This window comes from Pseudomonas brassicacearum subsp. brassicacearum (assembly GCF_008801605.1).
Classification (GTDB): Bacteria; Pseudomonadota; Gammaproteobacteria; order Pseudomonadales; family Pseudomonadaceae; genus Aquipseudomonas; species Aquipseudomonas brassicacearum.
In genome coordinates this window covers 343,066-367,913 of the sequence record NZ_VZPJ01000003.1, presented here as the reverse complement: position 1 = coordinate 367,913, position 24,848 = coordinate 343,066, and the positions used below count along the sequence as shown (strand labels likewise).

The following is a 24,848-nucleotide window of genomic DNA, read 5'->3' as shown; positions in this document are numbered from 1 at the left end:
TAGACGAGTCGACCCAATTCGAGGTCACGGAGTTCTTTCCCTTGCTTATGCGCGAAACCCCTGTAGTCATCGATGGCCCGGTGGGCCAACTGGAAGCCTTGTACCTGGACAACGAGGCCCCCCGTGGCCTGGCGCTGATCTGCCACCCGAACCCGGTGCAGGGCGGGACCATGCTCAACAAAGTGGTCTCGACCCTGCAACGCACTGCCCGCGATGCTGGCCTGGTTACGTTGCGTTTCAATTATCGTGGCGTGGGGGCCAGTGCCGGCAGTCACGACATGGGCACTGGCGAAGTGGATGACGCCCAGGCGGTCGCCCAATGGCTGCGGGAAAAATACCCGCAATTGCCCCTGACCCTGTTCGGTTTTTCCTTTGGCGGCTTTGTCGCCGCCAGCCTGGGCGGGCGCCTGGAAGCCCAGGGTCAACCGGTCAAGCACCTGTTCATGGTGGCCCCGGCGGTAATGCGCCTGGACGAGCAGTCGCCCTTGCCGATGAGCGGCGAGTTGACGGTGATCCAGCCGGAAACCGACGAAGTGGTCGATCCGCAACTGGTTTACGAATGGTCCGACACGCTCCAACGTCCCCATGAGCTGCTGAAAGTGGCAGAATGCGGACACTTTTTTCATGGCAAGCTGACCGATCTCAAGGATCTGATCCTGCCGCGCCTCTCGAATTGACAGCAGTCTGACAAGCGATAACCCATGACGACGCGTACCCGTATCCTGACCGGCATCACCACCACCGGCACCCCGCACCTGGGCAACTATGCCGGCGCCATCCGTCCGGCGATCCTCGCCAGCCGCGACAGCAACGCCGATTCGTTCTACTTCCTGGCCGACTACCACGCCCTGATCAAGTGCGATGACCCGCTGCGTATCCAGCGTTCGCGCCTGGAAATCGCCGCCACGTGGCTGGCCGGCGGCCTGGATGTGGACCGCGTGACGTTCTATCGCCAGTCCGATATTCCCGAGATCCCGGAGCTGACCTGGCTGCTGACCTGCGTCGCCGCCAAGGGCCTGCTCAACCGTGCCCACGCCTACAAGGCGTCGGTGGACAAGAACGTCGAGGCCGGTGAAGACCCGGACGCCGGCATCACCATGGGGCTGTACAGCTACCCGGTGTTGATGGCCGCCGATATCCTGATGTTCAACGCCCACAAGGTGCCGGTCGGTCGCGACCAGATCCAGCACGTGGAAATGGCCCGCGACATCGGTCAGCGCTTCAATCATCTGTTCGGCCAGGGCAAGGAGTTCTTCACCATGCCCGAGGCGCTGATCGAGGAAAGCGTCGCCACGTTGCCGGGCCTCGATGGCCGCAAGATGTCCAAGAGCTATGACAACACCATCCCGTTGTTCAGCAGCGCCAAGGACATGAAGGACGCGATCTCGCGGATCGTTACCGACTCGCGTGCCCCGGGCGAAGCCAAGGATCCGGACAATTCGCACCTGTTCACCCTGTTCCAGGCCTTCGCCACTGCCGAACAGTCCGCCGAGTTCCGCAGCGAACTGCTGCAAGGCCTGGGTTGGGGCGAAGCCAAGAACCGCCTGTTCCAACTGCTCGACAGCGAGCTGGGTGAAGCGCGCGAGCGTTATCACCAGTTCATCGAGCGTCCATCGGACCTTGAAGACATCCTGCAACTGGGCGCGAAAAAAGCCCGGGCCGTGGCGACGCCGTTCCTCAACGAACTGCGCGAGGCCGTTGGCCTGCGTTCGTTTGTCAGCCAGGTCCAGGTGGCCGCCAGCACCAAGAAAAAAGCCGCCAAGGCAGCACGCTTCGTCAGCTTCCGCGAAGACGACGGCAGTTTCCGCTTCCGTCTACTGGCCGCCGACGGCGAGCAACTGTTGCTGTCGAACAATTTTGCCGACGGCAAGACCGCAGGGCAGGTGACCAAGCAATTGCAGTCCGGCCAGCCCTTGGACTTACGCAGCGACGACCTGAGTTTCAGCGTCTGGCTCGAAGGCGAGTGCGTGGCGAACAGCCCGGCCTTCGCCAACAGCGCCGCCCGGGATGCAGCCATCGATGCGTTGCGCGTTGCCCTGACGCCTGCCCAGGACTGATCCGGGCACGTCACCCGACCATCGGCCCGAATAAGGGCCGATTGCCATTCCTCTGGGCCGTCGCTACAGTGACGGCCCGTTTTTGTTGCCTTGCTAACGAATATGACGCCCCTAGAACGATATCAAGCTGATCTGAAACGCCCGGAGTTCTTCCACGACGCAGCCCAGGAAACGGCGGTGCGGCATTTGCAACGCCTGTACGACGACCTGGTCGCGGCGGCGAACAACAAGCCCGGCCTGTTGGGCAAACTGTTCGGCAAAAAAGACCAGACACCGGTCAAGGGCCTGTATTTCTGGGGCGGCGTGGGCCGTGGCAAGACCTACCTGGTGGACACCTTCTTCGAAGCGTTGCCGTTCAAGGAGAAGACACGGACGCACTTCCACCGCTTCATGAAGCGCGTGCACGAGGAAATGAAGACCCTGGGCGGCGAGAAGAACCCGCTGACCATCATCGCCAAGCGTTTTTCCGACGAGACCCGGGTGATCTGCTTCGATGAGTTCTTCGTTTCCGACATCACCGACGCCATGATCCTCGGCACCTTGATGGAAGAGCTGTTCAAGAACGGCGTGACCCTGGTCGCCACCTCGAACATCGTGCCGGACGGCCTGTACAAGGACGGCCTGCAGCGGGCGCGTTTCCTGCCGGCCATCGCGCTGATCAAGGAACACACTGAAATCGTCAACGTCGACAGCGGCGTCGACTACCGCCTGCGTCACCTCGAACAAGCGGAGCTGTTCCACTTCCCGTTGGATGCCGCTGCCCAGGAGAGCCTGCGCAAGAGCTTCCGCGCCCTGACGCCGGAATGCACCCAGGCTGTGGAAAATGATGTATTGGTCATCGAAAATCGCGAAATCCGCGCTGTGCGTACGTGCGATGACGTGGCCTGGTTCGACTTTCGCGAACTGTGCGACGGCCCTCGCAGCCAGAACGACTACATCGAACTGGGCAAGATCTTCCACGCCGTGCTGCTGAGCAACGTCGAGCAGATGAGCGTCACCACCGACGACATCGCCCGTCGCTTCATCAACATGGTCGACGAGTTCTACGACCGTAACGTGAAGCTGATCATTTCGGCCGAAGTCGAACTCAAGGACCTCTACACCGGCGGTCGCCTGACCTTCGAATTCCAACGGACCTTGAGTCGCTTGCTGGAGATGCAGTCCCACGAATTCCTGGCGCGGGCGCATAAGCCGTAGGGGATTCGGAGCACAAAAAAGGGCCTGCGATTGCGGGCCTTTTTTGTATGTGCATATTCCCCATCTGAGCCTGTGGGAGCGAGCCTGCTCGCGATGGCGTCGTGTCAGTCAACATCAGTGCTGCTGAACCACCGCCATCGCGAGCAAGCTCGCTCCCACAGTGGATCGTTGCCAAGCCCTCGGGCTACGCCGCCTGCTGGAACTGCTGCCGATACTGGTTCGGCGACAGGTCGGTATGTTGCCGGAACAGCCGGGCGAAAAAGCTCGCGTCGTCGTAGCCGACTTCATAGCTGATGGTCTTGATGCTCTTGCGGCTGCCGGAGAGCAGGCCCTTGGCGGTTTCGATCCGCAGCCGTTGCAGGTAATGCAGCGGTTTGTCGCCAGTGGCGGTCTGGAAGCGGCGCATGAAGTTGCGGATGCTCATGCCATGTTCCCGGGCAACGTCCTCGAAGCGGAATTTATCGGCGAAGTGCTCTTCGAGCCATTGCTGGATCTGCAGGATGATCACGTCCTGGTGCAGTTTCTGCCCGCCGAAGCCGATCCGCCCAGGCGAATAGCTGCGTTGCACCTCATACAGGATGTCCCGCGCCACGGCCTGGGCGACGTTGGCGCCACAGAAGCGTTCGATGAGGTAAATGTAGAGGTCGCAGGCTGAGGTCGTGCCGCCGGCGCAGAACAGGTTGTCGGCGTCGGTCAGGTGCTTGTCCTGGTTCAGGTATACCTGGGGGAAGCGCTCCTTGAAGGCATTGAAGAAACGCCAGTAGGTGGTGGCTTCCTTGCCGTCGAGCAGCCCGGCCTCCGCCAGCCAGAACACCCCGGTGGCTTCGCCGCAGAGTACCGCACCGCGCGCGTGTTGTTCGCGCAGCCAAGGCAGGACCTGGGGATAACGTTGGCAGAGGGTGGCGAAATCGTCCCAGAAGGCCGGCAGGATGATGACATCGGTGTTTTCCAGGCCGCCGTCCACCGGCATGATCACATCGCTGAAGCTGTTCACCGGTTTGCCATCGGGGCTGACCAGCCGGGTTTCAAACGCCGGCGTCAGGCCGTGGCCCAGTTGTTTGCCATAGCGCAGGCTGGCCAGGTGGAAAAAATCCTTGGCTTGCATGAGGGTGGAGGCGAAGACCCGGTCGATTGCCAGGATGCTGACGCGCCGCAAGGGCGTGGAGGCGTGCATAGACATAATTCATCTTTATTTTTATAGGGGAAAGTGGTCAACAGACGGCTGGATCGTCTTATTTTTTGTCGGATGTGTCCAGTGTCCTGTCGTACCCTGCAGGCTTAGGCTCTGTCGGATAACCACGCCCAACAATAACCAAAGGTGCGCCATGATCCCAAGAACACTGTTCAGTCCCGAGCACGAGTTGTTTCGCGACAGCGTACGAACCTTCCTTGAAAAAGAAGCCGTGCCGTACCACAGCCAGTGGGAAAAACAGGGGCATGTCGATCGCCAGCTCTGGAACAAGGCAGGGGAGGCGGGCATGTTGTGCTCGCACCTCCCGGAAGCCTATGGGGGGCTGGACGCAGATTTTCTCTACAGCACGGTGGTGATCGAGGAGATCGGCCGCCTGGGGCTGACAGGGATTGGCTTCTCGCTGCATTCCGACATCGTCGCACCGTACATCCTGCATTACGGCAGCGAAGCGTTGAAACATAAGTACCTGCCGAAGCTGGTGTCTGGCGAAATGGTCACGGCCATCGCCATGACCGAGCCGGGCGCCGGTTCCGACCTGCAAGGGGTGAAGACCACGGCGGTGCTGGACGGCGATGAATATGTCATCAATGGCTCGAAGACCTTCATCACCAACGGCTTCCTGGCAGACCTGGTGATCGTGGTCGCCAAGACCGATCCGAAGGCCGGCGCCAAGGGCACCAGCCTGTTCCTGGTGGAGGCGGGTACGCCGGGCTTTGAAAAGGGCAAGCGCCTGGAAAAAGTCGGCATGAAGGCCCAGGACACGTCGGAACTGTTCTTCCAGGATGTCCGCGTGCCGAAGGAGAACCTGCTCGGGCAGGCCGGCATGGGCTTCGCCTACTTGATGCAGGAGCTGCCTCAGGAGCGCCTGACCGTCGCCATCGGCGGCCTGGCTTCGGCCGAAGCGGCGCTGCAATGGACCCTGGACTACACCCGCGAGCGCAAGGCGTTCGGCAAATCCATCGCAGACTTCCAGAACACCCGTTTCAAGCTCGCGGAAATGGCCACCGAAATCCAGATCGGCCGGGTCTTCGTCGACCGTTGCCTGGAATTGCACCTGCAAGGCAAGCTGGACGTGCCGACGGCGGCGATGGCCAAGTATTGGGGCACCGACCTGCAATGCAAGGTGCTCGACGAGTGCGTGCAGTTGCATGGCGGCTACGGCTTCATGTGGGAATACCCGATTGCCCGGGCGTGGGCGGATGCGCGGGTGCAGCGGATCTATGCCGGGACCAATGAGATCATGAAGGAGATCATTGCGCGGTCGCTTTGATGCAGTGGTGAGCTTGGGTCCGCTATCGCGAGCAAGCTCGCTCCCACAGGGGAGTCGTGTCTGATCGCTATTTTGTGATCAACATCGAACCCCTGTGGGAGCGAGCTTGCTCGCGATGAGGCCTACGGATCAAGGCGCCGGGTTCGGCTGATCCTTGTGAATCGCCTCGATCCCCGCCAGCACTTCATCCGACAGTTTCAGGTCGAAGCTGGCGATATTGCTGTCCAGTTGCTCCAGCGTAGTGGCGCCAATGATGTTGCTGGTCACGAACGGCTGCCGGGTGACGAACGCCAGGGCCATCTGCGCCGGGTCCAGGCCATGTTCGCGGGCCAGTGCCACATAACGGCTGCACGCCGCTTCCGATTGCGGGTTGAAGTAACGCATGAAGCGGCTGTACAGCGTCAGGCGGCCCTTGGCTGGCCGTGCGCCGTTTTCGTATTTGCCCGACAGAAAGCCGAACGCCAGCGGCGAATAAGCCAGCAAGCCGCATTGCTCGCGAATGGCGATTTCCGACAGGCCGATCTCGAAGCTGCGGTTGAGCAGGTTGTACGGGTTCTGGATCGACACCGCCCGCGGCCAGCCACGGGCCTCGGCCAGGGCAAGGAACTTCATGGTGCCCCACGGCGTTTCGTTGGACAGGCCGATATGGCGGATCTTGCCGGCGCGAACCTGTTCGTCCAGGGCTTCGAGGGTTTCCTCCAGCGGGGTGAACGTTTCGTCGGCATTGTGCTGGTAGCCCAGTTGACCAAAGAAGTTGGTGCTGCGCTCCGGCCAATGCAGCTGGTAGAGATCGATCCAGTCGGTCTGCAGGCGCTTGAGGCTGGCGTCCACGGCTTCGACGATGTGGCGGCGGTTGTGCTTGAGGTTCTTGTCGCGAATGTAGTCGATGGTGTTGCCGGGGCCGGCGATCTTGCTCGCCAGGATCCAGTCGGCACGATCGCCGCGACTCTTGAAGTAATTGCCGATGTAGCGCTCGGTGGTGGCGTAGGTTTCGGCCTTGGGTGGCACCGGGTACATCTCGGCGGTGTCGATGAAATTGATGCCGGCAGCCTTGGCGCGTTCGATCTGGGCGAAGGCCTCGGCCTCGCTGTTCTGCTCACCCCAGGTCATGGTTCCGAGGCACAGGGCACTCACGTTCAGGTCGGTACGGCCTAGCGGGCGATAGTCCATCGGGAACTCCTTGGGCAAAACAATCATAAAAGCAGGTTGAAATATTTTTCGCAATCTGCATAATTGCGCACCTCTTTCTGCAGTGGAAGTGATGCGCCGCCGCCGAAGAATCTTGCCGTTGAACGGACGCGCCGACCCGAGCCCCCGAAAGCGTCTGTATCCGGCTGCCTTTGACTTGTCAAAGTACGCACTATTCAGTAAGATCCGCCGTCTAATTTACAGGGCGGCCCCTGAGGCTATAAAGAATGAAAACTTTTACTGCTAAACCGGAAACAGTAAAGCGCGACTGGTTTGTCGTCGACGCTGCTGGTCAGACCCTGGGTCGTCTGGCCACCGAAATCGCGAGCCGTCTGCGTGGCAAGCACAAGCCTGAGTACACCCCTCACGTTGACACCGGTGACTACATCGTCGTGATCAACGCTGAGCAAGTACGTGTTACTGGCGCTAAAACCACTGACAAAATGTACTACTCCCACTCCGGTTTTCCTGGCGGCATCAAGTCGATCAACTTTGAAAAGCTGATCGCCAAAGCCCCTGAGCGCGTGATCGAGACCGCGGTTAAAGGCATGCTGCCTAAAAACCCACTGGGTCGCGACATGTATCGTAAGCTGAAGGTTTATGCGGGCGCTGCTCACCCTCATACTGCTCAGCAGCCCCAAGAACTGAAGTTTTAACGGAATAGTTCATTATGTCGGCGACTCAAAATTACGGCACTGGCCGTCGCAAGACTGCAACCGCACGCGTTTTCCTGCGTCCGGGCACTGGTAACATCTCCATCAACAACCGCTCCCTGGATAACTTCTTCGGCCGCGAAACTGCCCGCATGGTAGTTCGTCAGCCGCTGGAACTGACCGAGACCGTCGAAAAATTCGACATCTACGTCACTGTTATCGGTGGTGGTGTAAGTGGTCAGGCTGGCGCAATCCGCCACGGCATCACTCGCGCCCTGATGGATTACGACGAGACTCTGCGTGGTGCTCTGCGCAAAGCCGGCTTCGTAACTCGCGATGCTCGCGAAGTTGAACGTAAGAAAGTCGGTCTGCGTAAAGCGCGTAAGCGTCCGCAGTACTCGAAGCGTTAATTTCGCTTCCGCTTTCAAAAGGCGCCCAGTTCCTCACGGAGCTGGGCGTTTTTTTATGGGCAAAAGAATTGCTCTGTGACAACTTGCCACATTCGTAGAGCCCCTATACTACAAGGCTTGGCGGTTTGGCCGCTTGGTAATTACCTTGTCAGAATTGGGGCTTTTCATTACCATTCGGCAAAATTTTTATAAGTTCAGATTTTTACTTAGTAGACGCCTGATCTAACAGGCCACAAAGCTGATGGGAGAGGACTGAATGAGCAATGACGGCGTGAATGCAGGCCGGCGTCGCTTCCTGGTAGCAGCCACATCCGTGGTGGGTGCTGCAGGAGCGGTGGGGGCTGCGGTCCCGTTCGTGGGGTCATGGTTTCCCAGTGCCAAGGCGAAAGCCGCAGGTGCACCGGTGAAAGTGAATGTCAGCAAGATCGAGCCAGGCCAGCAGATGATTGCTGAGTGGCGCGGCCAGCCGGTGTTCATCGTCCGCCGTACAGAGGAAATCCTGGGGAATCTGAAGAAGATCGAGGGTCAGTTGTCCGACCCTTCCTCCAAGAACTCGGTCCAACCGGAGTACGTCAATCCTGAAACGCGTTCGATCAAGCCAGAGGTTTTGCTGCTGATCGGGATCTGTACGCACCTGGGTTGCTCGCCAACGTTCCGTCCTGAAGTGGCTCCTGCCGATCTGGGCAAGGACTGGGTCGGTGGTTATTTCTGCCCTTGCCACGGCTCCCACTACGACCTGGCTGGTCGCGTCTACAAGTCGCAGCCTGCACCTCTGAACCTGCCAGTTCCCCCGCATTCCTATGAGACCGACGACATCATTGTCATCGGCGTCGATACGGAGAAAGCGTGATGAGCAAATTCATGGATTGGGTTGATGCGCGCTTTCCCGCGACCAAAATGTGGGAAGACCATCTCAGCAAGTATTACGCTCCGAAGAACTTCAACTTCTTCTACTTCTTTGGCTCCCTGGCGCTGCTCGTTCTGGTCAACCAGATCGTTACCGGTGTCTGGCTGACCATGAGCTACACCCCGTCGGCGGAAGAAGCGTTTGCTTCCGTCGAATACATCATGCGCGACGTCGAGTACGGCTCGATCCTGCGTCTGCTGCACTCCACCGGCGCTTCGGCGTTCTTCATCGTGGTCTACCTGCACATGTTCCGTGGCCTGCTCTACGGTTCGTACCAGAAGCCTCGTGAGCTGGTGTGGGTCTTCGGCATGCTGATCTACCTGGCGCTGATGGCCGAGGCCTTCATGGGCTACCTGCTGCCGTGGGGCCAGATGTCCTACTGGGGTGCCCAGGTGATCATCTCGCTGTTCGGTGCGATCCCGGTCATCGGTGACGACCTGACCCAGTGGATTCGTGGTGACTACCTGATCTCGGGCATTACCCTGAACCGCTTCTTCGCCCTGCACGTGGTCGCGCTGCCGATCGTGATCCTCGGCCTGGTGGTGTTGCACATCCTGGCCTTGCACGAAGTTGGCTCGAACAACCCGGATGGCGTGGACATCAAGAAGCACAAGGACGAGAACGGCGTACCGCTGGATGGCATCGCCTTCCACCCGTACTACACCGTGAAAGATATCGTCGGCGTGGTGGTCTTCCTGTTCATCTTCTGCTCCATCGTGTTCTTCTTCCCGGAAATGGGTGGTTACTTCCTCGAGAAGCCGAACTTCGAGCAGGCGAACGCCTTCAAGACCCCTGAGCACATTGCCCCGGTCTGGTACTTCACGCCGTTCTACGCGATTTTGCGGGCGATCCCGGACAAGCTGATGGGCGTTATCGCCATGGGTGCGGCCATCGCAGTGCTGTTTGTCCTGCCTTGGCTGGACCGCAGCCCCGTCAAGTCGATGCGCTACAAAGGCTGGCTGAGCAAGATCTGGCTCGTGGTGTTCTGCATCTCGTTCGTGATCCTGGGCGTGCTGGGCGTATTGGCCCCGACACCGGAGCGTACGTTGCTATCGCAGGTCTGCACCTTCCTGTACTTCGCCTACTTCATTCTGATGCCTTTCTACACCAGGCTCGAGAAGACCAAACCGGTTCCGGAAAGGGTGACTGGCTGATGAAAAAGCTATTTGCTGTACTGATTCTTGCTGCTATGCCTGTACTGTCCTTCGCGGCTGAACACGGTGGTCCAGAGCTGGAAAAAGTCGACATCGACGTTTCCGACAAAGCTGCCATGCAGGACGGCGCACGTACGTTCGCCAACTACTGCATGGGTTGCCACAGTGCCAAGTTCCAGCGCTACGAGCGTGTTGCCGATGACCTGGGCATTCCTCATGAAATGATGCTCGAGAAACTGGTGTTCACCGGTGCCAAACTGGGCGATCACATGACCATTGGCATGCAACCTGCGGACGCCAAGATCTGGTTCGGCGCCGCGCCGCCAGACCTGACCCTGGTGGCGCGTGTGCGTGGTACTGACTGGCTCTACGGTTACCTGCGTTCGTTCTACGAAGATCCTGCGCGTCCATGGGGCGTGAACAACAAGGTCTTCCCGAACGTCGGCATGCCTAACGTACTGGTCGGCCTCCAAGGGCGCCAGGTGGTAGGCTGCAAACAGGTTCAGATCGTTGAGGGCGGTAAAAAGCAATTCGATCCGCTGACCGGCACCGCTTTGACTCATGAAGCCTGCGACCAGCTGACTGTATTGCCGAACACCGGCAGCCTGACTCCGGAGCAGTTCGACGAGAAGGTCAAGAACCTTGTGACCTTCCTGGCCTACTCGGCCAACCCGGTGAAGCTGGAGCATCAGCGCATCGGTACCTATGTATTGCTGTACCTGGCGTTCTTCTTCGTATTCGCTTACCTGCTCAAGCGTGAATACTGGAAAGACGTGCATTGATAAAGCTGTAAGCCGTTGCTGTTAATCGTGCGCGCCCAAGGGCGTCTCTAATGTAACGAGCCTGGCCAGCCAGGTGTTACGGGAGATGCCCTCTGGGCGCGCTCGTTTTTCCGTTTTTCGATAATTTCAACAAGCGAGGAGGATCGCCATGGGCGTGACCAATCGGTTGGCCTGTTACTCCGACCCCGCCGACCACTATTCCCACCGGGTACGCATCGTACTGGCAGAGAAGGGTGTCAGCGCCGAGATCATTTACGTCGAAGCGGGCCGTCAGCCGCCGAAGCTGATCGAGGTGAACCCTTATGGCAGCCTGCCCACACTGGTCGATCGTGACCTGGCGTTGTGGGAGTCGACCGTGGTGATGGAATATCTGGATGAGCGTTATCCGCATCCACCTTTACTGCCGGTGTACCCTGTCGCGCGGGCCAACAGCCGTTTGCTGATCCATCGCATCCAGCGTGACTGGTGCGGGTTGGTGGATCTGATCCTGGATTCTCGGACCAAGGAGCCGGCGCGGGTCGTGGCACGCAAGGAATTGCGTGAAAGCCTGACTGGCGTATCGCCGCTATTCGTCGATAAGCCGTTTTTCCTCAGTGAGGAACAAAGTCTGGTGGATTGCTGCCTATTGCCCATACTCTGGCGTTTGCCGATTCTGGGTATCGAACTGCCGCGGCCTGCCAAGCCGCTGCTTGATTATATGGAGCGCCAATTCGCGCGTGAGGCTTTCCAGGCGAGTTTGTCTGGCGTCGAACGTGACATGCGCTAAGGCTTAGGGAGCCGCTATGAACTCCAGTCGACCTTATCTGGTCCGCGCGCTCTACGAGTGGATTGTGGACAACGATTGCACCCCGCACATGCTGGTCAACGCCGAGTTTCCGTCGGTGCAGGTGCCGCAGGGTTTTGCCAATGACGGGCAAATTGTCTTGAACGTGTCGCCAGCCGCTGTGCGTCACTTGCATATGGATAACGACGCCGTCAGCTTCGAAGGGCGCTTCGGTGGCGTGCCGCACACTTTGTACGTGCCTATTGCTGCGATCCTGGGGATTTATGCTCGGGAGAATGGCCAGGGCATGGTGTTTGAGCTGGAAGCGCCGCTTGATGGCGAAGAAGAGTTCGAGCCGGATGATGACCTGCCGCCACCGGATGACGAGCCGCCGCGTCCTAGCGGGCGGCCGAGTCTGAAAGTGGTGAAGTAGGTAGATATGTGCCAGATACAGGCTGTTTGAAAGCTTGGTGACCTGGTTAAGAAAATGCCCGTATCGTGAGATGTGGGCATTTTTTTTGTGTCATGGTTGGTGTGTATATCCGTTTCTGCGGTAACGGATATACACACCAACCAACCAACCAACCAAAACGAAGCGATAAAAAAACGGCGCCTTCCTTTCCAGGAAAAAGCGCCGTTCTTGTACCTGCATTTATATCAGTCAATGTACTCAAACAACTTGACGATTTTCTGCACCCCGGACACACCCTGCACCAGATTGGTCGCCTGCGCAGCCTCTTTCTTGGTCAACAACCCCAGCAAATAGACAATGCCATTCTCAGTCACAACCTTGATACGCGAGCCGGGAATGCTGGCGTCGGTGAGCATCTGGGTCTTGATCTTGGTGGTCAGCCAGGCGTCGTTCTGGCGCGCCAGCAGCGAGGAGGGTTGCAGGACCTGCAGTTCGTTATGCACGGTCTTGACCCGTTGCACGGCGCTGGCTTCCTGTTCGGCCTTGGCCTTGAGGTCGGCGCGTGGGGTCTGGCCGGCCAGCAGTACGACGCCGTTGAAGCTGGTGACGACGATGTGCGAGTTGTTGTCCAGGTCCGGGTCGGCCTTGGCAATGTTCACGCCGACCTTGGTTTCAATCAGGGAGTCGTCGATCTTGCTGCCGAAGGTGCGGGTGCCGCGATCGTCTTCAATCGGCTTTTCCCGGCTGGCGTTAACCACCGATGTGCAGCCGCTGATGCCGAGGCACAGGGTCAGGGCCAGAAGGCCTAGGCGATTAGGGGTCATTCTTCACTCCCGAACAGTTGGCTGTCGATCAAGTCGCAAAGACAGTGGATCGCCAGCAGGTGGACTTCCTGGATACGTGCGGTGACATTGGCCGGTACGCGGATCTCGACGTCTTCTGGCAATAGCAGGGACGCCATGCCGCCGCCGTCACGACCGGTCAATGCTACGACAATCATTTCGCGATCATGTGCGGCCTGGATCGCTTGAATAATATTGGCCGAGTTACCGCTGGTGGAAATCGCCAGCAGCACATCGCCGGGTTGGCCCAGGGCGCGGATCTGTTTGGAGAATACTTCGTTGTAGCTGTAGTCGTTGGCGATCGAGGTGATCGTCGAGCTGTCTGTGGTCAGGGCGATCGCCGGCAGGCTCGGGCGCTCGCGTTCGAAGCGGTTGAGCAGTTCCGAAGAGAAGTGCTGGGCGTCGCCGGCCGAGCCGCCATTGCCGCACGAAAGCATCTTGCCCTCGTTGAGCAGGGCGTTGACCATCACTTGGCTGGCTTGCTCGATGTGCGGTGCAAGTACGTCCATCGCCTGTTGCTTGGTGTCGATACTGGCCTGAAAAAGCTGGCGAATTCGCGATTGCATGTCCATCTGTGTGACCTTAAGTAGCGCGGCTTATCGGCACAAACATGTGCGGCGCGCAAAGCAAAGAGCAAAAAAGTTAGGTGAAGGTGTCCGGCTCGGCATGGGCGCTCAACTGTCGAAGGCGTTCTGCAGCCAGTTCAACTGGGCGGCGTTGCTGTCGATGGCAACCACGTCGAAGCGGCAGGGATGATCGGCCCAGCGAGGCTCGCGTTGCAGAAAATACTGCGCGGCGAAAACCAGCTTCTGGCGCTTGCGCTCGTCAATGCTGTCGAGCGCGCCACCCCATTGAGTATTTTTTCTGTAGCGGACTTCGACGAATACTACTGTATCGCCGTCAAGCATGACCAGATCAAGCTCGCCGCGTTTGCACAACCAGTTCTGCGCCACCAGCCGCAGGCCTTGTTGCTGGAGATGCGCGAGGGCTTGGCCCTCGGCATCCCGTCCGCTTTGCTGGCGTGATCGGTCGGGCATCAGCGCTGGGTATCCGGCAGGCGCTGCACCTGGCCATTGACGAACTCGGCCCAAGGCAGTTGACGCTGTACGCGCTGGGTTGGAGACACTGCCAGGCTGCCCGACAGGCCTTCGATGCGGCTGTCCGGCAACGTCTTGAGCTGGCCCAGGCGTGGTGCCAGGCGATAGGCGTCTACACCCATCGCGTACAACCGGCCCAGGCTGCTACCCGCCTGTGGCCACTGTGCGGTGACCTGCTTGCGCAGCGGGTCATTGGCGTCGAGCAGCCAAGGGGTTTCGCAGAAGCGGATACCGCTCATGTCGTTGTACTGGTTCTGGTCGCCGCTGGCGCTGAACACTGAAGACGTCGCGTAGACCGGCACATCACCCGCGTACTGGAAGTTCAGGGTCGGCTTGATCTGCTGGGCCTGTTGCGGCGTCGAGGCCAGGAAGATGAACTCGATGTCCTGGCGACGGGACGGCTGGGCCGCGACCGTGGTGCCGACGGTGCTTTGCAGGCTCTTGGCGCGACCTTCGCTCTGGCGCAGTTGGAACATGTCGGCGATCTGCTGGGCCAGTTGCACCGGCTGGTCGACCCGTTCGATTGCGATGATGGTGCCGCCATTGGCCTGCCAGTCCTGGCTGAAGGCTTTCAGGACGCGATCGCCCCATTCACCCTTCGGGACCATGGCGGCGGCGCGATGCAGGCCATCGGCGCGGGCGCGACGGGAGACTTCGCGGGCTTCATCCTCGGGGGCCAGGCCGAACTGGAACAGTTGCGGTGGCCCTTGTTCGCCTTCGCTGTAGTTCAGCGCCAGGGTGGTGATCGGCAGTTGCGGGCGGGTGCTGATCTGCTTGACCAGGGGTTTTTCCAGCGGTCCGACTACCAGTTGCACGCCGTCGGCCTGGGCCTTGCGATAGAACTCGTCCATGGAGGTCAGGCTGGAGCTGTCATAGAACTGGATGCTTGGCGGCTTCTGACCGGCCTGTTGGGCCTGGTAGTGCGCGGCCATGAAGCCCTCACGCAAGGCCTTGGCAACCGCAGCCAACTGGCCATTCTGTGGCAGCAGCAGGGCGATCTTGCTCAGCGGCTGGCTCGCCAGCTCCTTGAGCTTGACCAGGGGTGTCGGCAGTTGCAGGGCGGCAGGGTGCTTCGGGTTCTGTTCGCGCCAGTGGTCGATGGCCGCCTGCTGTTGTTCCAGGGTGCCGGCGGTCTTGACGGCCTGGGCCAGGCTCAGCCAGCCGCCAAGGTCGTCGTTGGAGCTTGGCTGCAACTGGTCGGTGGGCAGCGAGGCGATCAACGACCAGATGGCTTCGTGGTTTTTTGCCGCAGCGTCGTTTTCCAACAGGGGCGCGATGAAAATGCGCTCCTTGGCGGCGGCCAGGGTCTGGCCATCGGCCTCCAGGGCGCGGGCGCGGACGGTACCGGTGCGAACCTGTTGCTCCACCGGCATTTCGCTCAGGTGTTGCAGGCTTGGGTGGCTCAGGGCGGTCAGTGCCGCCTTGGGCTGGTTGCGGGTCATCGCCAGTTCAGCCGACAGCGTGCTGGCGAAAATCTGCTGGCCGGGCTTGAGTTGTTCCATCGGCACTTGTTGCAGGATCTGTGCGGACTGGCCGGCATTGCCCTGACGGTAGGCCAGGTCGGCAGCGCTCAGGCGCAGCAGGGCGGCTTTTTCCGGATTTTTGCTTTGAGTGGCCTGTTCGAGCAACTGCTCGATACTGGCATCCGGGGTGCGTGGAAGTTCGCCAAGGCTGGACGAGGGCGAGCTGGCGCAAGCCGCCAGGAGGGCAGCGAGGCAGAGGGCGGAGAGCAGCCGCAGGCAAGCGATCATGTAAGTGTTCCTGATACGAGATCAAATTAGCGTCGAATTGTACCCAAGCACTGGCCGGGGCGCGATGTTAGTGGTGTGAATCGATCAATTTAGGTATTTCAAAGAGTGCGGGGCAACACAAAAGGCCGTCAGAGCGTCCTGCACTGTCGTCGCTCAAGGACGAACAGCCGAGACCGCCGCTACACGCTACAATGGCGGTTTTTACCGATCATGAGGTATGTGTCTTGACTGCTCCAGGTGCTTTGAATTCCGCTGCCGGCTCGCTTTATGTGGTGGCGACGCCCATCGGCAACCTGGACGATATCAGTGCCCGGGCGCTGAAAATCCTGCAGGAAGTTGCTTTGATCGCAGCCGAAGACACGCGTCACTCCCAGCGCCTGCTGCAGCATTTCGGCATTTCCACGCCGTTGGCGGCCTGTCATGAACACAATGAACGGGATGAAGGCAGTCGTTTCATTACCCGGCTGCTGGCGGGCGATAACGTCGCGCTGATTTCCGATGCCGGTACGCCACTGATTTCCGACCCTGGCTATCATCTGGTGCGCCAGGCCCGGGCGGCGGGCATCAGCGTGGTGCCGGTGCCAGGGGCTTGTGCATTGATCGCAGCGCTGTCGGCGGCGGGTCTGCCGTCGGACCGTTTCATCTTCGAGGGTTTCCTGCCAGCCAAGGCGGTGGGGCGACGGGCGCGCCTGGAGGCTATAAAGGAAGAACCACGCACGCTGATCTTCTATGAGGCGCCGCACCGCATTCTGGAATGCCTGCAAGACATGGAGCTGGTGTTCGGCGCCGAGCGCCCGGCGTTGCTGGCTCGTGAGTTGACCAAGACCTTCGAAACCCTCAAGGGGTTGCCGTTGGCAGAGCTGCGGGCGTTTGTCGAAAGCGACAGCAACCAGCAGCGCGGCGAGTGTGTCGTGCTGGTGGCCGGGTGGACAGCCCCGGAAAGTGAAGACGCTGTCAGCAGCGAAGCGATGCGCATCCTGAACCTGCTACTCGAAGAAATGCCGCTCAAGCGTGCTGCGGCCCTTGCGGCGCAGATCACTGGCGAGCGCAAGAATGTGCTGTACCAGGTCGCACTGGAAAAACAGAAGGATCAGTGAAAGCGGGACGCAGGGCTGGCCCAAGGCTTTTAGCGCTTGTTCTTCAAGCGCTCTACCGTTAACCTTCGCGGCGGAGAGTCGATCGGACAGTCGCTGCCCTCTATGAGAATTAGGGGGGGGAGGAAAGTCCGGGCTCCATAGGGCGAAGTGCCAGGTAATGCCTGGGAGGCGTGAGCCTACGGAAAGTGCCACAGAAAATAACCGCCTAAGCGCTTCGGCGCCGGTAAGGGTGAAAAGGTGCGGTAAGAGCGCACCGCACGTCTGGCAACAGTTCGTGGCTAGGTAAACCCCACTTGGAGCAAGACCAAATAGGGTCCCAAGGCGTGGCCCGCGCTGGGACCGGGTAGGTTGCTAAAGATGTCCAGTGATGGCCATCGTAGACGAATGACTGTTCAAGACAGAACCCGGCTTACAGATCGACTCTCCACCTTTTTCCCTCCCTGCCGGAATCACTGGCAGACGCAGTTCCTAATACCAAAAAAATCTTACTCTTAATAAATCACTTTAACTTGTGCGCGCAGCTTCCTGTGCTCATTCGGGTTGAGGCGAAAATTCCTACGTCAGATTCTTGTTACCCCTCCTGAAACGCTCCTAAATCTCCGATCTATAAGGCTTTTCCTTCAATCCGCGCCTTGACGGTGCGGTGGGCGCATTCCTATAGTGTGCGCAAGTGGCGGAAAGTGGCATGAAGTGGGTTTTTTTGAAGGTAAAACGCCAAAAAGTGGAGAAACGCAGACGTGTTTCGCGGAGCTAACGCTATCAGTCTCGATGCAAAAGGCCGTCTCGCCATGCCGAGCCGGTATCGTGACGAGCTCGTTTCGCGAAGTTCGGGGCAGTTAATCGTCACGATCGACGCCGTTGACCCATGTTTGTGTGTTTACCCTCTTGATGAGTGGGAAATCATCGAAACCAAACTGCGCGCACTGCCTTCGTTGCGTGAAGAAAATCGCCGTCTGCAACGCTTGCTGATCGGTAATGCCGTCGACCTCGAACTCGATGGCAGCGGTCGTTTCCTGGTTCCACCGCGCCTGCGCGAGTACGCCAAGCTGGACAAGCGCGCGATGCTGGTGGGCCAACTGAACAAGTTCCAGCTGTGGGACGAAGATGCCTGGAATGCGGTTTCTGCCGCTGACCTCGCTGCTATTCAACAACCGGGCGCCATGCCTGATGAACTGCGTGATTTGATCCTGTGACTATTGATAGCGGCTTTAACCACATCACCGTACTGCTTGACGAAGCCGTCGAGGCTCTCGCCGTACGTCCTGATGGCTGCTATCTGGACGGTACGTTCGGGCGTGGCGGACACAGCCGGTTGATTCTCAGCAAGCTCGGTCCGGGTGGTCGGTTGCTGGGGTTCGACAAGGATCCTCAAGCGATTGCCACCGGGCAAGCGCTGGCGGCCGAAGACGGCCGCTTTGTCATTGTGCAACGCAGCTTTGCCGAGCTGGCTTCGGAAGTCGCCGAGCGTGGCCTAGCCGGCAAGGTCAGTGGCGTGCTGCTCGACCTGGGCGTGTCTTCGCCGCAGTTGGACGACCCGGAGCGCGGCTTCAGTTTCCTCAATGACGGCCCGCTGGACATGCGCATGGACCCGTCCCGTGGCATCAGCGCCGCCGAATTCGTCAACACTGCTCCGGTGGAAGAAATCGCTCGCGTCTTCAAGGAATACGGTGAAGAGCGTTTCTCCGGCCGTATGGCCCGTGCCGTGGTCGAGCGGCGCGACATCAAGCCATTTGAGCGCACCGGCGACCTGGCCGAGGTGCTGAAAGTTGCCAATCCGGCTTGGGAAAAGGGCAAGAACCCGGCGACCCGTGCGTTCCAGGGCTTGCGCATCCACGTCAATAACGAGCTGGGCGATCTGGAAGTCGGTCTCGAAGCGGCGCTTGAAGCGCTGGAGATTGGCGGTCGGCTGGTGGTGATCAGCTTCCATTCCCTGGAAGACCGCATCGTCAAGCTGTTCATGCGCAAACTCACCAAGGGCGAAGCCGATAACCTGCCGCGCAACCTGCCGGTGCGTTTCGAAGCCTTCGTGCCAAAAATCAAAATCCATGGCAAGGCGCAGTTCGCCTCCGAGGCTGAACTCAAGGCCAACCCACGTGCCCGTAGCGCCGTCATGCGTGTCGCGGAGAAGTTGCGGTGAGCAAGCTCTTCGCCAAGCCACTGCCCGGCGGCAGCTTTTTCATGCTGCTGCTGTTTATCGGCGTGCTCGTGTCGGCCATCGGCGTGTCCTATAGCGCGCACTGGAACCGGCAGCTTCTCAATTCCCTTTACAACGAGCTGAGCGTGCGCGACAAGGCGCAGGCCGAATGGGGCCGGTTGATCCTGGAGCAGAGCACCTGGACCGCCCATAGCCGTATCGAAGTATTGGCCACCGAGCAGCTGAAAATGCGCATTCCCGGCGCCGCCGAAGTGCAGATGGTGGCGCCATGATGAAACTCGAAGGGGCGCTGTTCCCGTGGCGGTTTCGTCTGGTCCTGGGTTTGCTCGGGATCATGGTGGCGGCGATTTCGTGGCGCATCATCGACCTGCAGGTCGTCGACCGTGATTTCCTCAAGGGTCAGGGCGATGCGCGCAGTGTCCGGCATATTCCGATCCCGGCTCACCGAGGCTTGATCACCGACCGCAATGGCGAACCCCTGGCCGTGAGCACCCCGGTGACCACCTTGTGGGCCAACGCCAAGGAAATGCAGCTGGCCAAGGAAAAATGGCCGGCACTGGCCGCGGCCCTCGGGCAGGATCCCAAGGCCCTGGCCGAGCGCCTCGAAGCCCAGGCCAACAAGGAATTCATTTATCTGGTGCGCGGCCTGACGCCCGAGCAGGGCCAGAGCGTGCTCGACCTGAAAGTACCCGGTGTCTACGGCATTGAAGAGTTCCGGCGTTTCTACCCGGCTGGTGAAGTCACGGCCCACATGGTCGGGTTTACCGACATCGATGACCGAGGGCGCGAAGGTGTCGAACTGGCCTATGACGAATGGCTCGCCGGGGTCGCCGGTAAGCGCCAGGTCATCAAGGACCGGCGCGGCAGGCTGATCAAGGATGTCCAAGTCACCAAAAACGCCAAGGCCGGCAAGCCCTTGGCGTTGTCCATTGATCTGCGCCTGCAATACCTGGCCAACCGTGAGCTGCGCAATGCCATCGTCGAGAACGGTGCCAAGGCCGGCAGCCTGGTGATCATGGACGTGAAGACCGGCGAGATCCTGGCGATGGTCAACCAGCCGACCTACAACCCGAACAACCGTCGCAACCTGCAACCGGCGATGATGCGCAACCGCGCGATGATCGACGTGTTCGAGCCCGGTTCGACCATGAAAGCCGTGTCCATGGCCGCCGCCCTGGAAACCGGGCGCTGGAAACCGAGCGACACCGTCGAGGTGTACCCGGGCACCCTGCAGATCGGCAAGTACACCATCCGCGACGTGTCCAAGACCGAAGGCCCGGTGCTCGACCTGACCGGCATCCTGATCAACTCCAGTAACGTGGGCATGAGCAAGATCGCCTTCGATATCGGCGGTGAGACGATTTATCGCCTGGCCCAGAAAATCGGCCTCGGCCAGGACACCGGCCTGGGCTTCCCGGGCGAGCGTGTCGGCAACCTGCCGAACTACCGTGACTGGCGCAAGGCTGAAACCGCCACGTTGTCCTATGGCTATGGTGTTTCCGTGACGGCGATCCAACTGGTCCACGCGTTCTCTGCGCTGGCCAACAATGGCCGTATCGCCCCGCTGACCCTGATCAAGACCGACAAGGCGCCGCAGACCACCCAAGTGATCCCGGAGAACGTCGCCAAGACCATGCAGGGCATGCTGCAACAGGTGATCGAGGCGCCGCGCGGTGTCTATCGCGCCCAGGTGCCGGCCTATCACGTGGCAGGCAAATCGGGTACGGCCCGTAAGACCTCCGTGGGCACCAAAGGCTACGCCGAGAACTCCTACCGTTCGCTGTTTGCCGGCTTCGGCCCGATGAGCGACCCGCGCTATGCCATCGTCGTGGTCATCGATGAACCGAGCAAGGCAGGCTACTTCGGTGGCCTGGTTTCGGCGCCAGTGTTCAGCAAAGTGATGTCCGGCACCCTGCGCCTGATGAACATTACCCCGGATAACCTGCCGCCGACCCAGCAGGCCAATACCGCACCGGTCGTTCCCTTGAAAGCCGAAGGAGGGCGTGGCTGATGTCCCTGAGCCTGAACAAGATTTTTGCCCACGCCGGTCACGATCTGCTGATTCGTGAGCTGGCCCTGGACAGCCGCAATGTCCGCGCCGGGGATTTGTTCCTGGCGGTGCCGGGTGCCCGTTTCGATGGTCGCGACCATATTGCCGATGCCCTGAAGCGTGGCGCGGCTGCCGTGGCTTATGAAGTGCAAGGCGCGACAGTGCTGCCGATCACCGACGTTCCGCTGATTCCGGTCAAGGGCCTGGCGGCGCAGCTGTCGGACATCGCCGGGCGATTCTATGGCGACCCGAGCCGTCACCTGAACCTGGTGGGCGTGACCGGCACCAACGGCAAGACCAGCGTGACCCAACTGGTGGCCCAGGCCCTCGACCTGCTCGGCCAGCATTGCGGCATTGTCGGGACCCTGGGCAACGGCTTCCATGGCGCGCTGGAAAGCGGACTGCACACCACGCCGAACCCGATTGCCGTGCAAGCGACCCTGGCGGACCTGAAAAAGGCTGGTGCCAAGGCCGTTGCGATGGAAGTCTCTTCCCATGGTTTGGACCAGGGCCGTGTGACCGCGCTGGCGTTCGATGTCGCGGTGTTGACCAACCTGTCCCGGGATCACCTGGATTATCACGGCACCATGCAGGCCTACGGTGAAGCCAAGGCCAAGCTGTTTGCCTGGAATGACCTGAAGTGCCGGGTCATCAACCTCGATGACGAATTCGGTCGGCAACTGGCTGCCGAAAAGCGCGAGTCGCGGTTGATCACCTACAGCCTGGAAGATGCCGGCGCCTATCTTTATGTACGCCAGGCGCAATTCAATGACGAAGGCGTGCGCGCCACCTTGGTCACGCCCCAGGGCGAGCACCATTTGCGCAGCACCTTGCTCGGCCGTTTCAACCTGAGCAACGTATTGGCGGCCATCGGTGCCTTGCTCGGCCTGGACTACGCGCTGGACGAAATTCTCAAGGTCTTGCCGAAGCTCGAGGGCCCGGCCGGTCGCATGCAGCGTTTGGGCGGTGGGACTCAACCACTGGTGGTGGTCGATTACGCCCATACCCCCGACGCGTTGGAAAAAGTTCTCACGGCCCTGCGTCCTCACGCCAAGGGCAAGTTGCTGTGCCTGTTCGGCTGCGGTGGCGATCGTGATCGCGGCAAGCGTCCGCTGATGGCCGAGGTGGTGGAGCGGCTGGCAGACGGCGTGCTGGTCACCGACGACAACCCTCGTACCGAAGACCCGCAGCGGATTTTCGACGACATCCGCGCCGGTTTTATGGCTGTGGATAACGTCACCTTCGTGGCTGGTCGCGGCCAGGCTATTGCCCAGTTGATCGCCAGTGCCTCGGCGGACGATGTCATCGTCCTGGCCGGCAAGGGTCATGAGGACTATCAGGAAATCAACGGCGAACGCCATGCTTTCTCCGACCTGGTGGAAGCCGATCATGCCCTGACCGCGTGGGAGGTGGCCCATGCTTAAGGCCCTGAAGCTCAGCGAACTGACCAGCGCTCTGAATGCGCGCCTCATCGCCGCGGACGCCACGTTCGACGGCGTCAGCATCGACAGTCGGGCGATCGCGCCGGGGCAATTGTTCGTCGCCCTGGCTGGGCCGCGCTTCGATGGTCACGATTACTTGAACGAGGTCGCCGCCAAAGGTGCGGTCGCGGCCCTGGTCGAGCGCGAAGTGACCAACAGCACGCTGCCGCAATTGCTCGTCAACGACACCCGCCAGGCCCTGGGCCAGCTCGGTGCGCTGAACCGCGCGGCATATGGCAACCCGGTCGCAGCCATCACCGGCTCCAGCGGCAAGACCACGGTCAAGGAAATGCTGGCCAGCATTCTGCGCACCCGTGGTCCGGTGCTGGCGACTCGCGGCAACCTGAACAATGACCTTGGGGTGCCGCTGACCCTGCTGGAGCTGGCGCCGGAACACAGCGCCGCGGTCATCGAACTGGGCGCTTCGCGGCTCGGCGAGATTGCCTACACCGTGGGCATGACCAAGCCTCATGTGGCGGTGCTCAACAACGCCGGGACTGCTCACGTCGGCGAGTTCGGCGGCCCGGAAAAAATCGTCGAGGCCAAGGGCGAGATCATCGAGGGGCTGGATGCCGATGGCGTCGCCGTGCTGAATCTCGACGACAAGGCCTTCGAAATCTGGAAGACCCGGGCGGGCGAGCGCAAGGTGCTGACCTTTGCCCTGAGCAATCTCGCCGCGAATTTCTACGCCAGCGACCTGGACCGCGATGCTCGCGGTTGCCCGGCCTTCAACCTGCACAGCCCGGATGGCGCCGAGCGGGTGCAGTTGAACCTGCTTGGCACCCATAACGTTGCCAACGCCCTGGCCGCGGCGGCTGCCGCCCATGCGCTGGGCGTGTCGCTGCCGGGCATCGTCGCCGGGTTGAACGCCGTGCAGCCGGTCAAGGGGCGCTCCGTCGCGCAACTGGCCAGCAACGGTATGCGCGTGATCGACGACACCTATAACGCCAACCCGTCGTCCATGTGCGCGGCCGTGGATATCCTCGCCGGTTTCTCCGGCCGTACCGTATTGGTGCTGGGGGATATCGGTGAACTGGGCGAGTGGGCGCAACAGGGGCATCACGACGTCGGTGCCTATGCGCGCGGCAAGGTCGACGCGCTGTATGCGGTCGGCCCGATGATGGCCCATGCGGTCGCCGCGTTTGGCGAGCACGCACGGCATTTCACCACTCAGGCCGAACTGATCCAGGCCCTGGGCGCCGAGCAGGATCCGAACACCACCTTATTGATCAAGGGCTCACGCAGCGCAGCGATGGAAAACATCGTCGCGGCGCTGTGCGGCGCCTCCACGGAGAAACATTAATGCTGCTGCTGCTAGCGGAGTACCTGCAACAGTTCCACAAAGGCTTCGCGGTCTTCCAGTACTTGACCCTGCGCGGGATCCTGGGTGTGCTGACCGCGCTGTCGTTGTCGCTGTTCCTGGGCCCGTGGATGATCCGCACCCTGCAGAACCTGCAAATCGGCCAGTCGGTACGTAACGACGGCCCGCAATCGCACCTGTCCAAATCCGGCACCCCGACCATGGGCGGCGCGCTGATCCTGTCGTCCATCGGCATCAGCACCTTGCTCTGGGCCGACCTGGCGAACCGGTATGTCTGGGTCGTGCTGCTGGTGACCTTGCTCTTTGGCGCCATCGGCTGGGTCGACGACTACCGCAAGGTCATCGAGAAGAACTCCCGTGGGCTGCCAAGCCGCTGGAAGTATTTCTGGCAGTCGGTGTTCGGCCTCGGCGCGGCGATCTTCCTTTATATGACCGCCGCCTCGCCGGTGGAGACCACCCTGATCCTGCCGATGCTCAAGGACTACAGCATCCCGCTGGGCGCAGGTTTCATCGTGCTGACCTACCTGGTGATCGTCGGTTCGAGCAACGCGGTCAACCTCACCGACGGCCTTGATGGCCTCGCGATCATGCCCACGGTCATGGTCGGCGGTGCGCTGGGGATCTTCTGCTACCTGTCGGGTAACGTGAAATTCGCTGAGTACCTGCTGATCCCTTATGTGCCGGGGGCAGGCGAGTTGATCGTGTTCTGCGGTGCGCTGATCGGTGCCGGCCTGGGCTTCCTGTGGTTCAACACCTACCCGGCACAAGTCTTCATGGGCGACGTCGGCGCGCTGGCGCTGGGCGCGGCCCTGGGCACCATCGCTGTCATCGTGCGCCAGGAAATCGTCCTGTTCATCATGGGCGGTGTGTTCGTGATGGAGACCCTGTCAGTCGTCATTCAGGTTGCTTCCTTTAAATTGACCGGCCGCCGCGTATTCCGCATGGCGCCGATCCACCACCACTTTGAACTCAAGGGCTGGCCCGAGCCGCGCGTGATCGTCCGTTTCTGGATCATCACCGTGATTCTGGTGCTGATCGGCCTTGCCACCCTGAAGCTGAGGTAGAACGA

Annotated in this window: 25 protein-coding genes and 1 other RNA gene; 20 read left to right on the top strand and 6 right to left on the bottom strand. The window is 60.5% G+C overall.

Annotated elements, in window-relative coordinates; all coding sequences use genetic code 11:
- The first annotated feature begins 47 nt into the window (after nt 1–47).
- From F7R20_RS10190 to zapE, 3 genes are all read left to right on the top strand, one after another.
- Nucleotides 48–677, top strand: coding sequence for an alpha/beta hydrolase (locus F7R20_RS10190; protein WP_003205371.1), 630 nt, complete (start codon nt 48–50; stop codon nt 675–677).
- Between the two features lie 24 nt (nt 678–701).
- Complete coding sequence (locus F7R20_RS10185; RefSeq protein ID WP_003205370.1) at nt 702–2,057, top strand: tryptophan--tRNA ligase; 1,356 nt, start codon at nt 702–704, stop codon at nt 2,055–2,057.
- A gap of 102 nt (nt 2,058–2,159) precedes the next feature.
- Complete coding sequence (zapE, locus tag F7R20_RS10180) at nt 2,160–3,254, top strand: cell division protein ZapE (protein ID WP_003205369.1); 1,095 nt, start codon at nt 2,160–2,162, stop codon at nt 3,252–3,254.
- Nucleotides 3,255–3,438: 184 nt separating this feature from the next.
- On the opposite strand, the gene F7R20_RS10170 is transcribed toward zapE, so the two are convergent.
- Nucleotides 3,439–4,335, bottom strand: a complete 897-nt coding sequence (locus tag F7R20_RS10170) for a GlxA family transcriptional regulator (protein WP_172681420.1) — start codon at nt 4,333–4,335, stop codon at nt 3,439–3,441.
- A gap of 244 nt (nt 4,336–4,579) precedes the next feature.
- On the opposite strand from F7R20_RS10170, the gene F7R20_RS10165 reads away from it, so the two are divergent.
- On the top strand, nt 4,580–5,716 hold the full coding sequence (locus F7R20_RS10165; protein ID WP_003205367.1) for an acyl-CoA dehydrogenase family protein: 1,137 nt from the start codon (nt 4,580–4,582) through the stop codon (nt 5,714–5,716).
- 129 nt (nt 5,717–5,845) lie between these two features.
- Here F7R20_RS10165 and F7R20_RS10160 read toward each other — a convergent pair whose 3' ends face one another.
- Entirely contained in the window at nt 5,846–6,886 is a 1,041-nt protein-coding gene (locus tag F7R20_RS10160; protein WP_003205366.1) for an NADP(H)-dependent aldo-keto reductase, read from the bottom strand.
- A gap of 245 nt (nt 6,887–7,131) precedes the next feature.
- On the opposite strand from F7R20_RS10160, the gene rplM reads away from it, so the two are divergent.
- From rplM to F7R20_RS10125, 7 genes are all read left to right on the top strand, one after another.
- Entirely contained in the window at nt 7,132–7,560 is a 429-nt protein-coding gene (gene rplM, locus F7R20_RS10155; protein WP_003205365.1) for a 50S ribosomal protein L13, read from the top strand.
- A gap of 14 nt (nt 7,561–7,574) precedes the next feature.
- Nucleotides 7,575–7,967: a 30S ribosomal protein S9 gene (gene rpsI, locus F7R20_RS10150; RefSeq protein WP_003205364.1), complete on the top strand. Its 393-nt coding sequence runs from the start codon at nt 7,575–7,577 to the stop codon at nt 7,965–7,967.
- Nucleotides 7,968–8,223: 256 nt separating this feature from the next.
- Nucleotides 8,224–8,817: a ubiquinol-cytochrome c reductase iron-sulfur subunit gene (gene petA / locus F7R20_RS10145; RefSeq protein WP_003205363.1), complete on the top strand. Its 594-nt coding sequence runs from the start codon at nt 8,224–8,226 to the stop codon at nt 8,815–8,817.
- Nucleotides 8,817–10,028, top strand: coding sequence for a cytochrome b (locus tag F7R20_RS10140; RefSeq protein WP_003205362.1), 1,212 nt, complete (start codon nt 8,817–8,819; stop codon nt 10,026–10,028). Before petA ends, F7R20_RS10140 begins: the two co-directional genes overlap by 1 nt.
- On the top strand, nt 10,028–10,810 hold the full coding sequence (locus tag F7R20_RS10135) for a cytochrome c1 (protein ID WP_003205361.1): 783 nt from the start codon (nt 10,028–10,030) through the stop codon (nt 10,808–10,810). Before F7R20_RS10140 ends, F7R20_RS10135 begins: the two co-directional genes overlap by 1 nt.
- Nucleotides 10,811–10,958: 148 nt before the next feature.
- Complete coding sequence (locus F7R20_RS10130) at nt 10,959–11,576, top strand: glutathione S-transferase N-terminal domain-containing protein (protein ID WP_003178195.1); 618 nt, start codon at nt 10,959–10,961, stop codon at nt 11,574–11,576.
- A 16-nt stretch (nt 11,577–11,592) separates the two neighbouring features.
- Entirely contained in the window at nt 11,593–12,006 is a 414-nt protein-coding gene (locus F7R20_RS10125) for a ClpXP protease specificity-enhancing factor (RefSeq protein ID WP_003205360.1), read from the top strand.
- A gap of 224 nt (nt 12,007–12,230) precedes the next feature.
- On the opposite strand, the gene F7R20_RS10120 is transcribed toward F7R20_RS10125, so the two are convergent.
- From F7R20_RS10120 to F7R20_RS10105, 4 genes are all read right to left on the bottom strand, one after another.
- Complete coding sequence (locus F7R20_RS10120; protein WP_003178201.1) at nt 12,231–12,809, bottom strand: BON domain-containing protein; 579 nt, start codon at nt 12,807–12,809, stop codon at nt 12,231–12,233.
- A complete protein-coding gene (locus F7R20_RS10115; protein ID WP_007928463.1) occupies nt 12,806–13,399 on the bottom strand; it encodes a phosphoheptose isomerase in 594 nt (197 codons plus the stop codon). The genes F7R20_RS10120 and F7R20_RS10115 overlap by 4 nt, the downstream gene beginning before the upstream one ends.
- A 102-nt stretch (nt 13,400–13,501) precedes the next feature.
- Complete coding sequence (locus F7R20_RS10110) at nt 13,502–13,864, bottom strand: YraN family protein (RefSeq protein WP_003205358.1); 363 nt, start codon at nt 13,862–13,864, stop codon at nt 13,502–13,504.
- Nucleotides 13,864–15,675: a penicillin-binding protein activator gene (locus F7R20_RS10105; protein ID WP_003205357.1), complete on the bottom strand. Its 1,812-nt coding sequence runs from the start codon at nt 15,673–15,675 to the stop codon at nt 13,864–13,866. The genes F7R20_RS10110 and F7R20_RS10105 overlap by 1 nt, the downstream gene beginning before the upstream one ends.
- A gap of 191 nt (nt 15,676–15,866) precedes the next feature.
- On the opposite strand from F7R20_RS10105, the gene rsmI reads away from it, so the two are divergent.
- The 9 genes from rsmI to mraY all read left to right on the top strand — a co-directional run bounded on the left by rsmI (nt 15,867) and on the right by mraY (nt 24,843).
- Nucleotides 15,867–16,772, top strand: coding sequence for a 16S rRNA (cytidine(1402)-2'-O)-methyltransferase (gene rsmI / locus F7R20_RS10100; protein WP_080561008.1), 906 nt, complete (start codon nt 15,867–15,869; stop codon nt 16,770–16,772).
- A 74-nt stretch (nt 16,773–16,846) separates the two neighbouring features.
- Nucleotides 16,847–17,200, top strand: an RNA gene (gene rnpB, locus F7R20_RS10095) — RNase P RNA component class A.
- A 309-nt stretch (nt 17,201–17,509) separates the two neighbouring features.
- Entirely contained in the window at nt 17,510–17,965 is a 456-nt protein-coding gene (gene mraZ / locus F7R20_RS10090) for a division/cell wall cluster transcriptional repressor MraZ (protein WP_003205355.1), read from the top strand.
- A complete protein-coding gene (gene rsmH / locus F7R20_RS10085; protein ID WP_003205354.1) occupies nt 17,962–18,909 on the top strand; it encodes a 16S rRNA (cytosine(1402)-N(4))-methyltransferase RsmH in 948 nt (315 codons plus the stop codon). The genes mraZ and rsmH overlap by 4 nt, the downstream gene beginning before the upstream one ends.
- A complete protein-coding gene (gene ftsL, locus F7R20_RS10080) occupies nt 18,906–19,199 on the top strand; it encodes a cell division protein FtsL (protein ID WP_003205353.1) in 294 nt (97 codons plus the stop codon). The genes rsmH and ftsL overlap by 4 nt, the downstream gene beginning before the upstream one ends.
- Nucleotides 19,199–20,938 carry a peptidoglycan D,D-transpeptidase FtsI family protein gene (locus F7R20_RS10075; protein WP_162893922.1) on the top strand — a complete coding sequence of 580 codons (1,740 nt, stop codon included), beginning with the start codon at nt 19,199–19,201 and terminating at the stop codon, nt 20,936–20,938. The genes ftsL and F7R20_RS10075 overlap by 1 nt, the downstream gene beginning before the upstream one ends.
- The gene (locus F7R20_RS10070) at nt 20,938–22,401 is read left to right on the top strand and encodes a UDP-N-acetylmuramoyl-L-alanyl-D-glutamate--2,6-diaminopimelate ligase (protein WP_003205351.1); all 1,464 of its coding nucleotides are present in this window, start codon (nt 20,938–20,940) and stop codon (nt 22,399–22,401) included. The genes F7R20_RS10075 and F7R20_RS10070 overlap by 1 nt, the downstream gene beginning before the upstream one ends.
- Nucleotides 22,394–23,761, top strand: coding sequence for a UDP-N-acetylmuramoyl-tripeptide--D-alanyl-D-alanine ligase (locus tag F7R20_RS10065; RefSeq protein ID WP_003205350.1), 1,368 nt, complete (start codon nt 22,394–22,396; stop codon nt 23,759–23,761). Before F7R20_RS10070 ends, F7R20_RS10065 begins: the two co-directional genes overlap by 8 nt.
- Nucleotides 23,761–24,843 carry a phospho-N-acetylmuramoyl-pentapeptide-transferase gene (gene mraY, locus F7R20_RS10060; RefSeq protein WP_003205349.1) on the top strand — a complete coding sequence of 361 codons (1,083 nt, stop codon included), beginning with the start codon at nt 23,761–23,763 and terminating at the stop codon, nt 24,841–24,843. Before F7R20_RS10065 ends, mraY begins: the two co-directional genes overlap by 1 nt.
- Nucleotides 24,844–24,848 lie beyond the last annotated feature (5 nt).

What these genes read in the sequence shown, in the direction of transcription:
- F7R20_RS10070 (WP_003205351.1), top strand. Translation starts at nt 20,938, where the DNA reads ATGTCCCTGAGCCTGAACAAGATTTTTGCCCACGCCGGTCACGATCTG.
- petA (WP_003205363.1), top strand. Translation starts at nt 8,224, where the DNA reads ATGAGCAATGACGGCGTGAATGCAGGCCGGCGTCGCTTCCTGGTAGCA.
- F7R20_RS10160 (WP_003205366.1), bottom strand. Translation starts at nt 6,886, where the DNA reads ATGGACTATCGCCCGCTAGGCCGTACCGACCTGAACGTGAGTGCCCTG.
- zapE (WP_003205369.1), top strand. Translation starts at nt 2,160, where the DNA reads ATGACGCCCCTAGAACGATATCAAGCTGATCTGAAACGCCCGGAGTTC.
- F7R20_RS10130 (WP_003178195.1), top strand. Translation starts at nt 10,959, where the DNA reads ATGGGCGTGACCAATCGGTTGGCCTGTTACTCCGACCCCGCCGACCAC.
- mraY (WP_003205349.1), top strand. Translation starts at nt 23,761, where the DNA reads ATGCTGCTGCTGCTAGCGGAGTACCTGCAACAGTTCCACAAAGGCTTC.
- F7R20_RS10135 (WP_003205361.1), top strand. Translation starts at nt 10,028, where the DNA reads ATGAAAAAGCTATTTGCTGTACTGATTCTTGCTGCTATGCCTGTACTG.
- F7R20_RS10075 (WP_162893922.1), top strand. Translation starts at nt 19,199, where the DNA reads ATGAAACTCGAAGGGGCGCTGTTCCCGTGGCGGTTTCGTCTGGTCCTG.
- F7R20_RS10165 (WP_003205367.1), top strand. Translation starts at nt 4,580, where the DNA reads ATGATCCCAAGAACACTGTTCAGTCCCGAGCACGAGTTGTTTCGCGAC.
- F7R20_RS10190 (WP_003205371.1), top strand. Translation starts at nt 48, where the DNA reads ATGCGCGAAACCCCTGTAGTCATCGATGGCCCGGTGGGCCAACTGGAA.
- rplM (WP_003205365.1), top strand. Translation starts at nt 7,132, where the DNA reads ATGAAAACTTTTACTGCTAAACCGGAAACAGTAAAGCGCGACTGGTTT.
- F7R20_RS10115 (WP_007928463.1), bottom strand. Translation starts at nt 13,399, where the DNA reads ATGGACATGCAATCGCGAATTCGCCAGCTTTTTCAGGCCAGTATCGAC.
- F7R20_RS10120 (WP_003178201.1), bottom strand. Translation starts at nt 12,809, where the DNA reads ATGACCCCTAATCGCCTAGGCCTTCTGGCCCTGACCCTGTGCCTCGGC.
- F7R20_RS10065 (WP_003205350.1), top strand. Translation starts at nt 22,394, where the DNA reads ATGCTTAAGGCCCTGAAGCTCAGCGAACTGACCAGCGCTCTGAATGCG.
- rpsI (WP_003205364.1), top strand. Translation starts at nt 7,575, where the DNA reads ATGTCGGCGACTCAAAATTACGGCACTGGCCGTCGCAAGACTGCAACC.
- F7R20_RS10125 (WP_003205360.1), top strand. Translation starts at nt 11,593, where the DNA reads ATGAACTCCAGTCGACCTTATCTGGTCCGCGCGCTCTACGAGTGGATT.
- F7R20_RS10105 (WP_003205357.1), bottom strand. Translation starts at nt 15,675, where the DNA reads ATGATCGCTTGCCTGCGGCTGCTCTCCGCCCTCTGCCTCGCTGCCCTC.
- F7R20_RS10140 (WP_003205362.1), top strand. Translation starts at nt 8,817, where the DNA reads ATGAGCAAATTCATGGATTGGGTTGATGCGCGCTTTCCCGCGACCAAA.
- rsmI (WP_080561008.1), top strand. Translation starts at nt 15,867, where the DNA reads ATGGCGGTTTTTACCGATCATGAGGTATGTGTCTTGACTGCTCCAGGT.
- F7R20_RS10110 (WP_003205358.1), bottom strand. Translation starts at nt 13,864, where the DNA reads ATGCCCGACCGATCACGCCAGCAAAGCGGACGGGATGCCGAGGGCCAA.
- F7R20_RS10185 (WP_003205370.1), top strand. Translation starts at nt 702, where the DNA reads ATGACGACGCGTACCCGTATCCTGACCGGCATCACCACCACCGGCACC.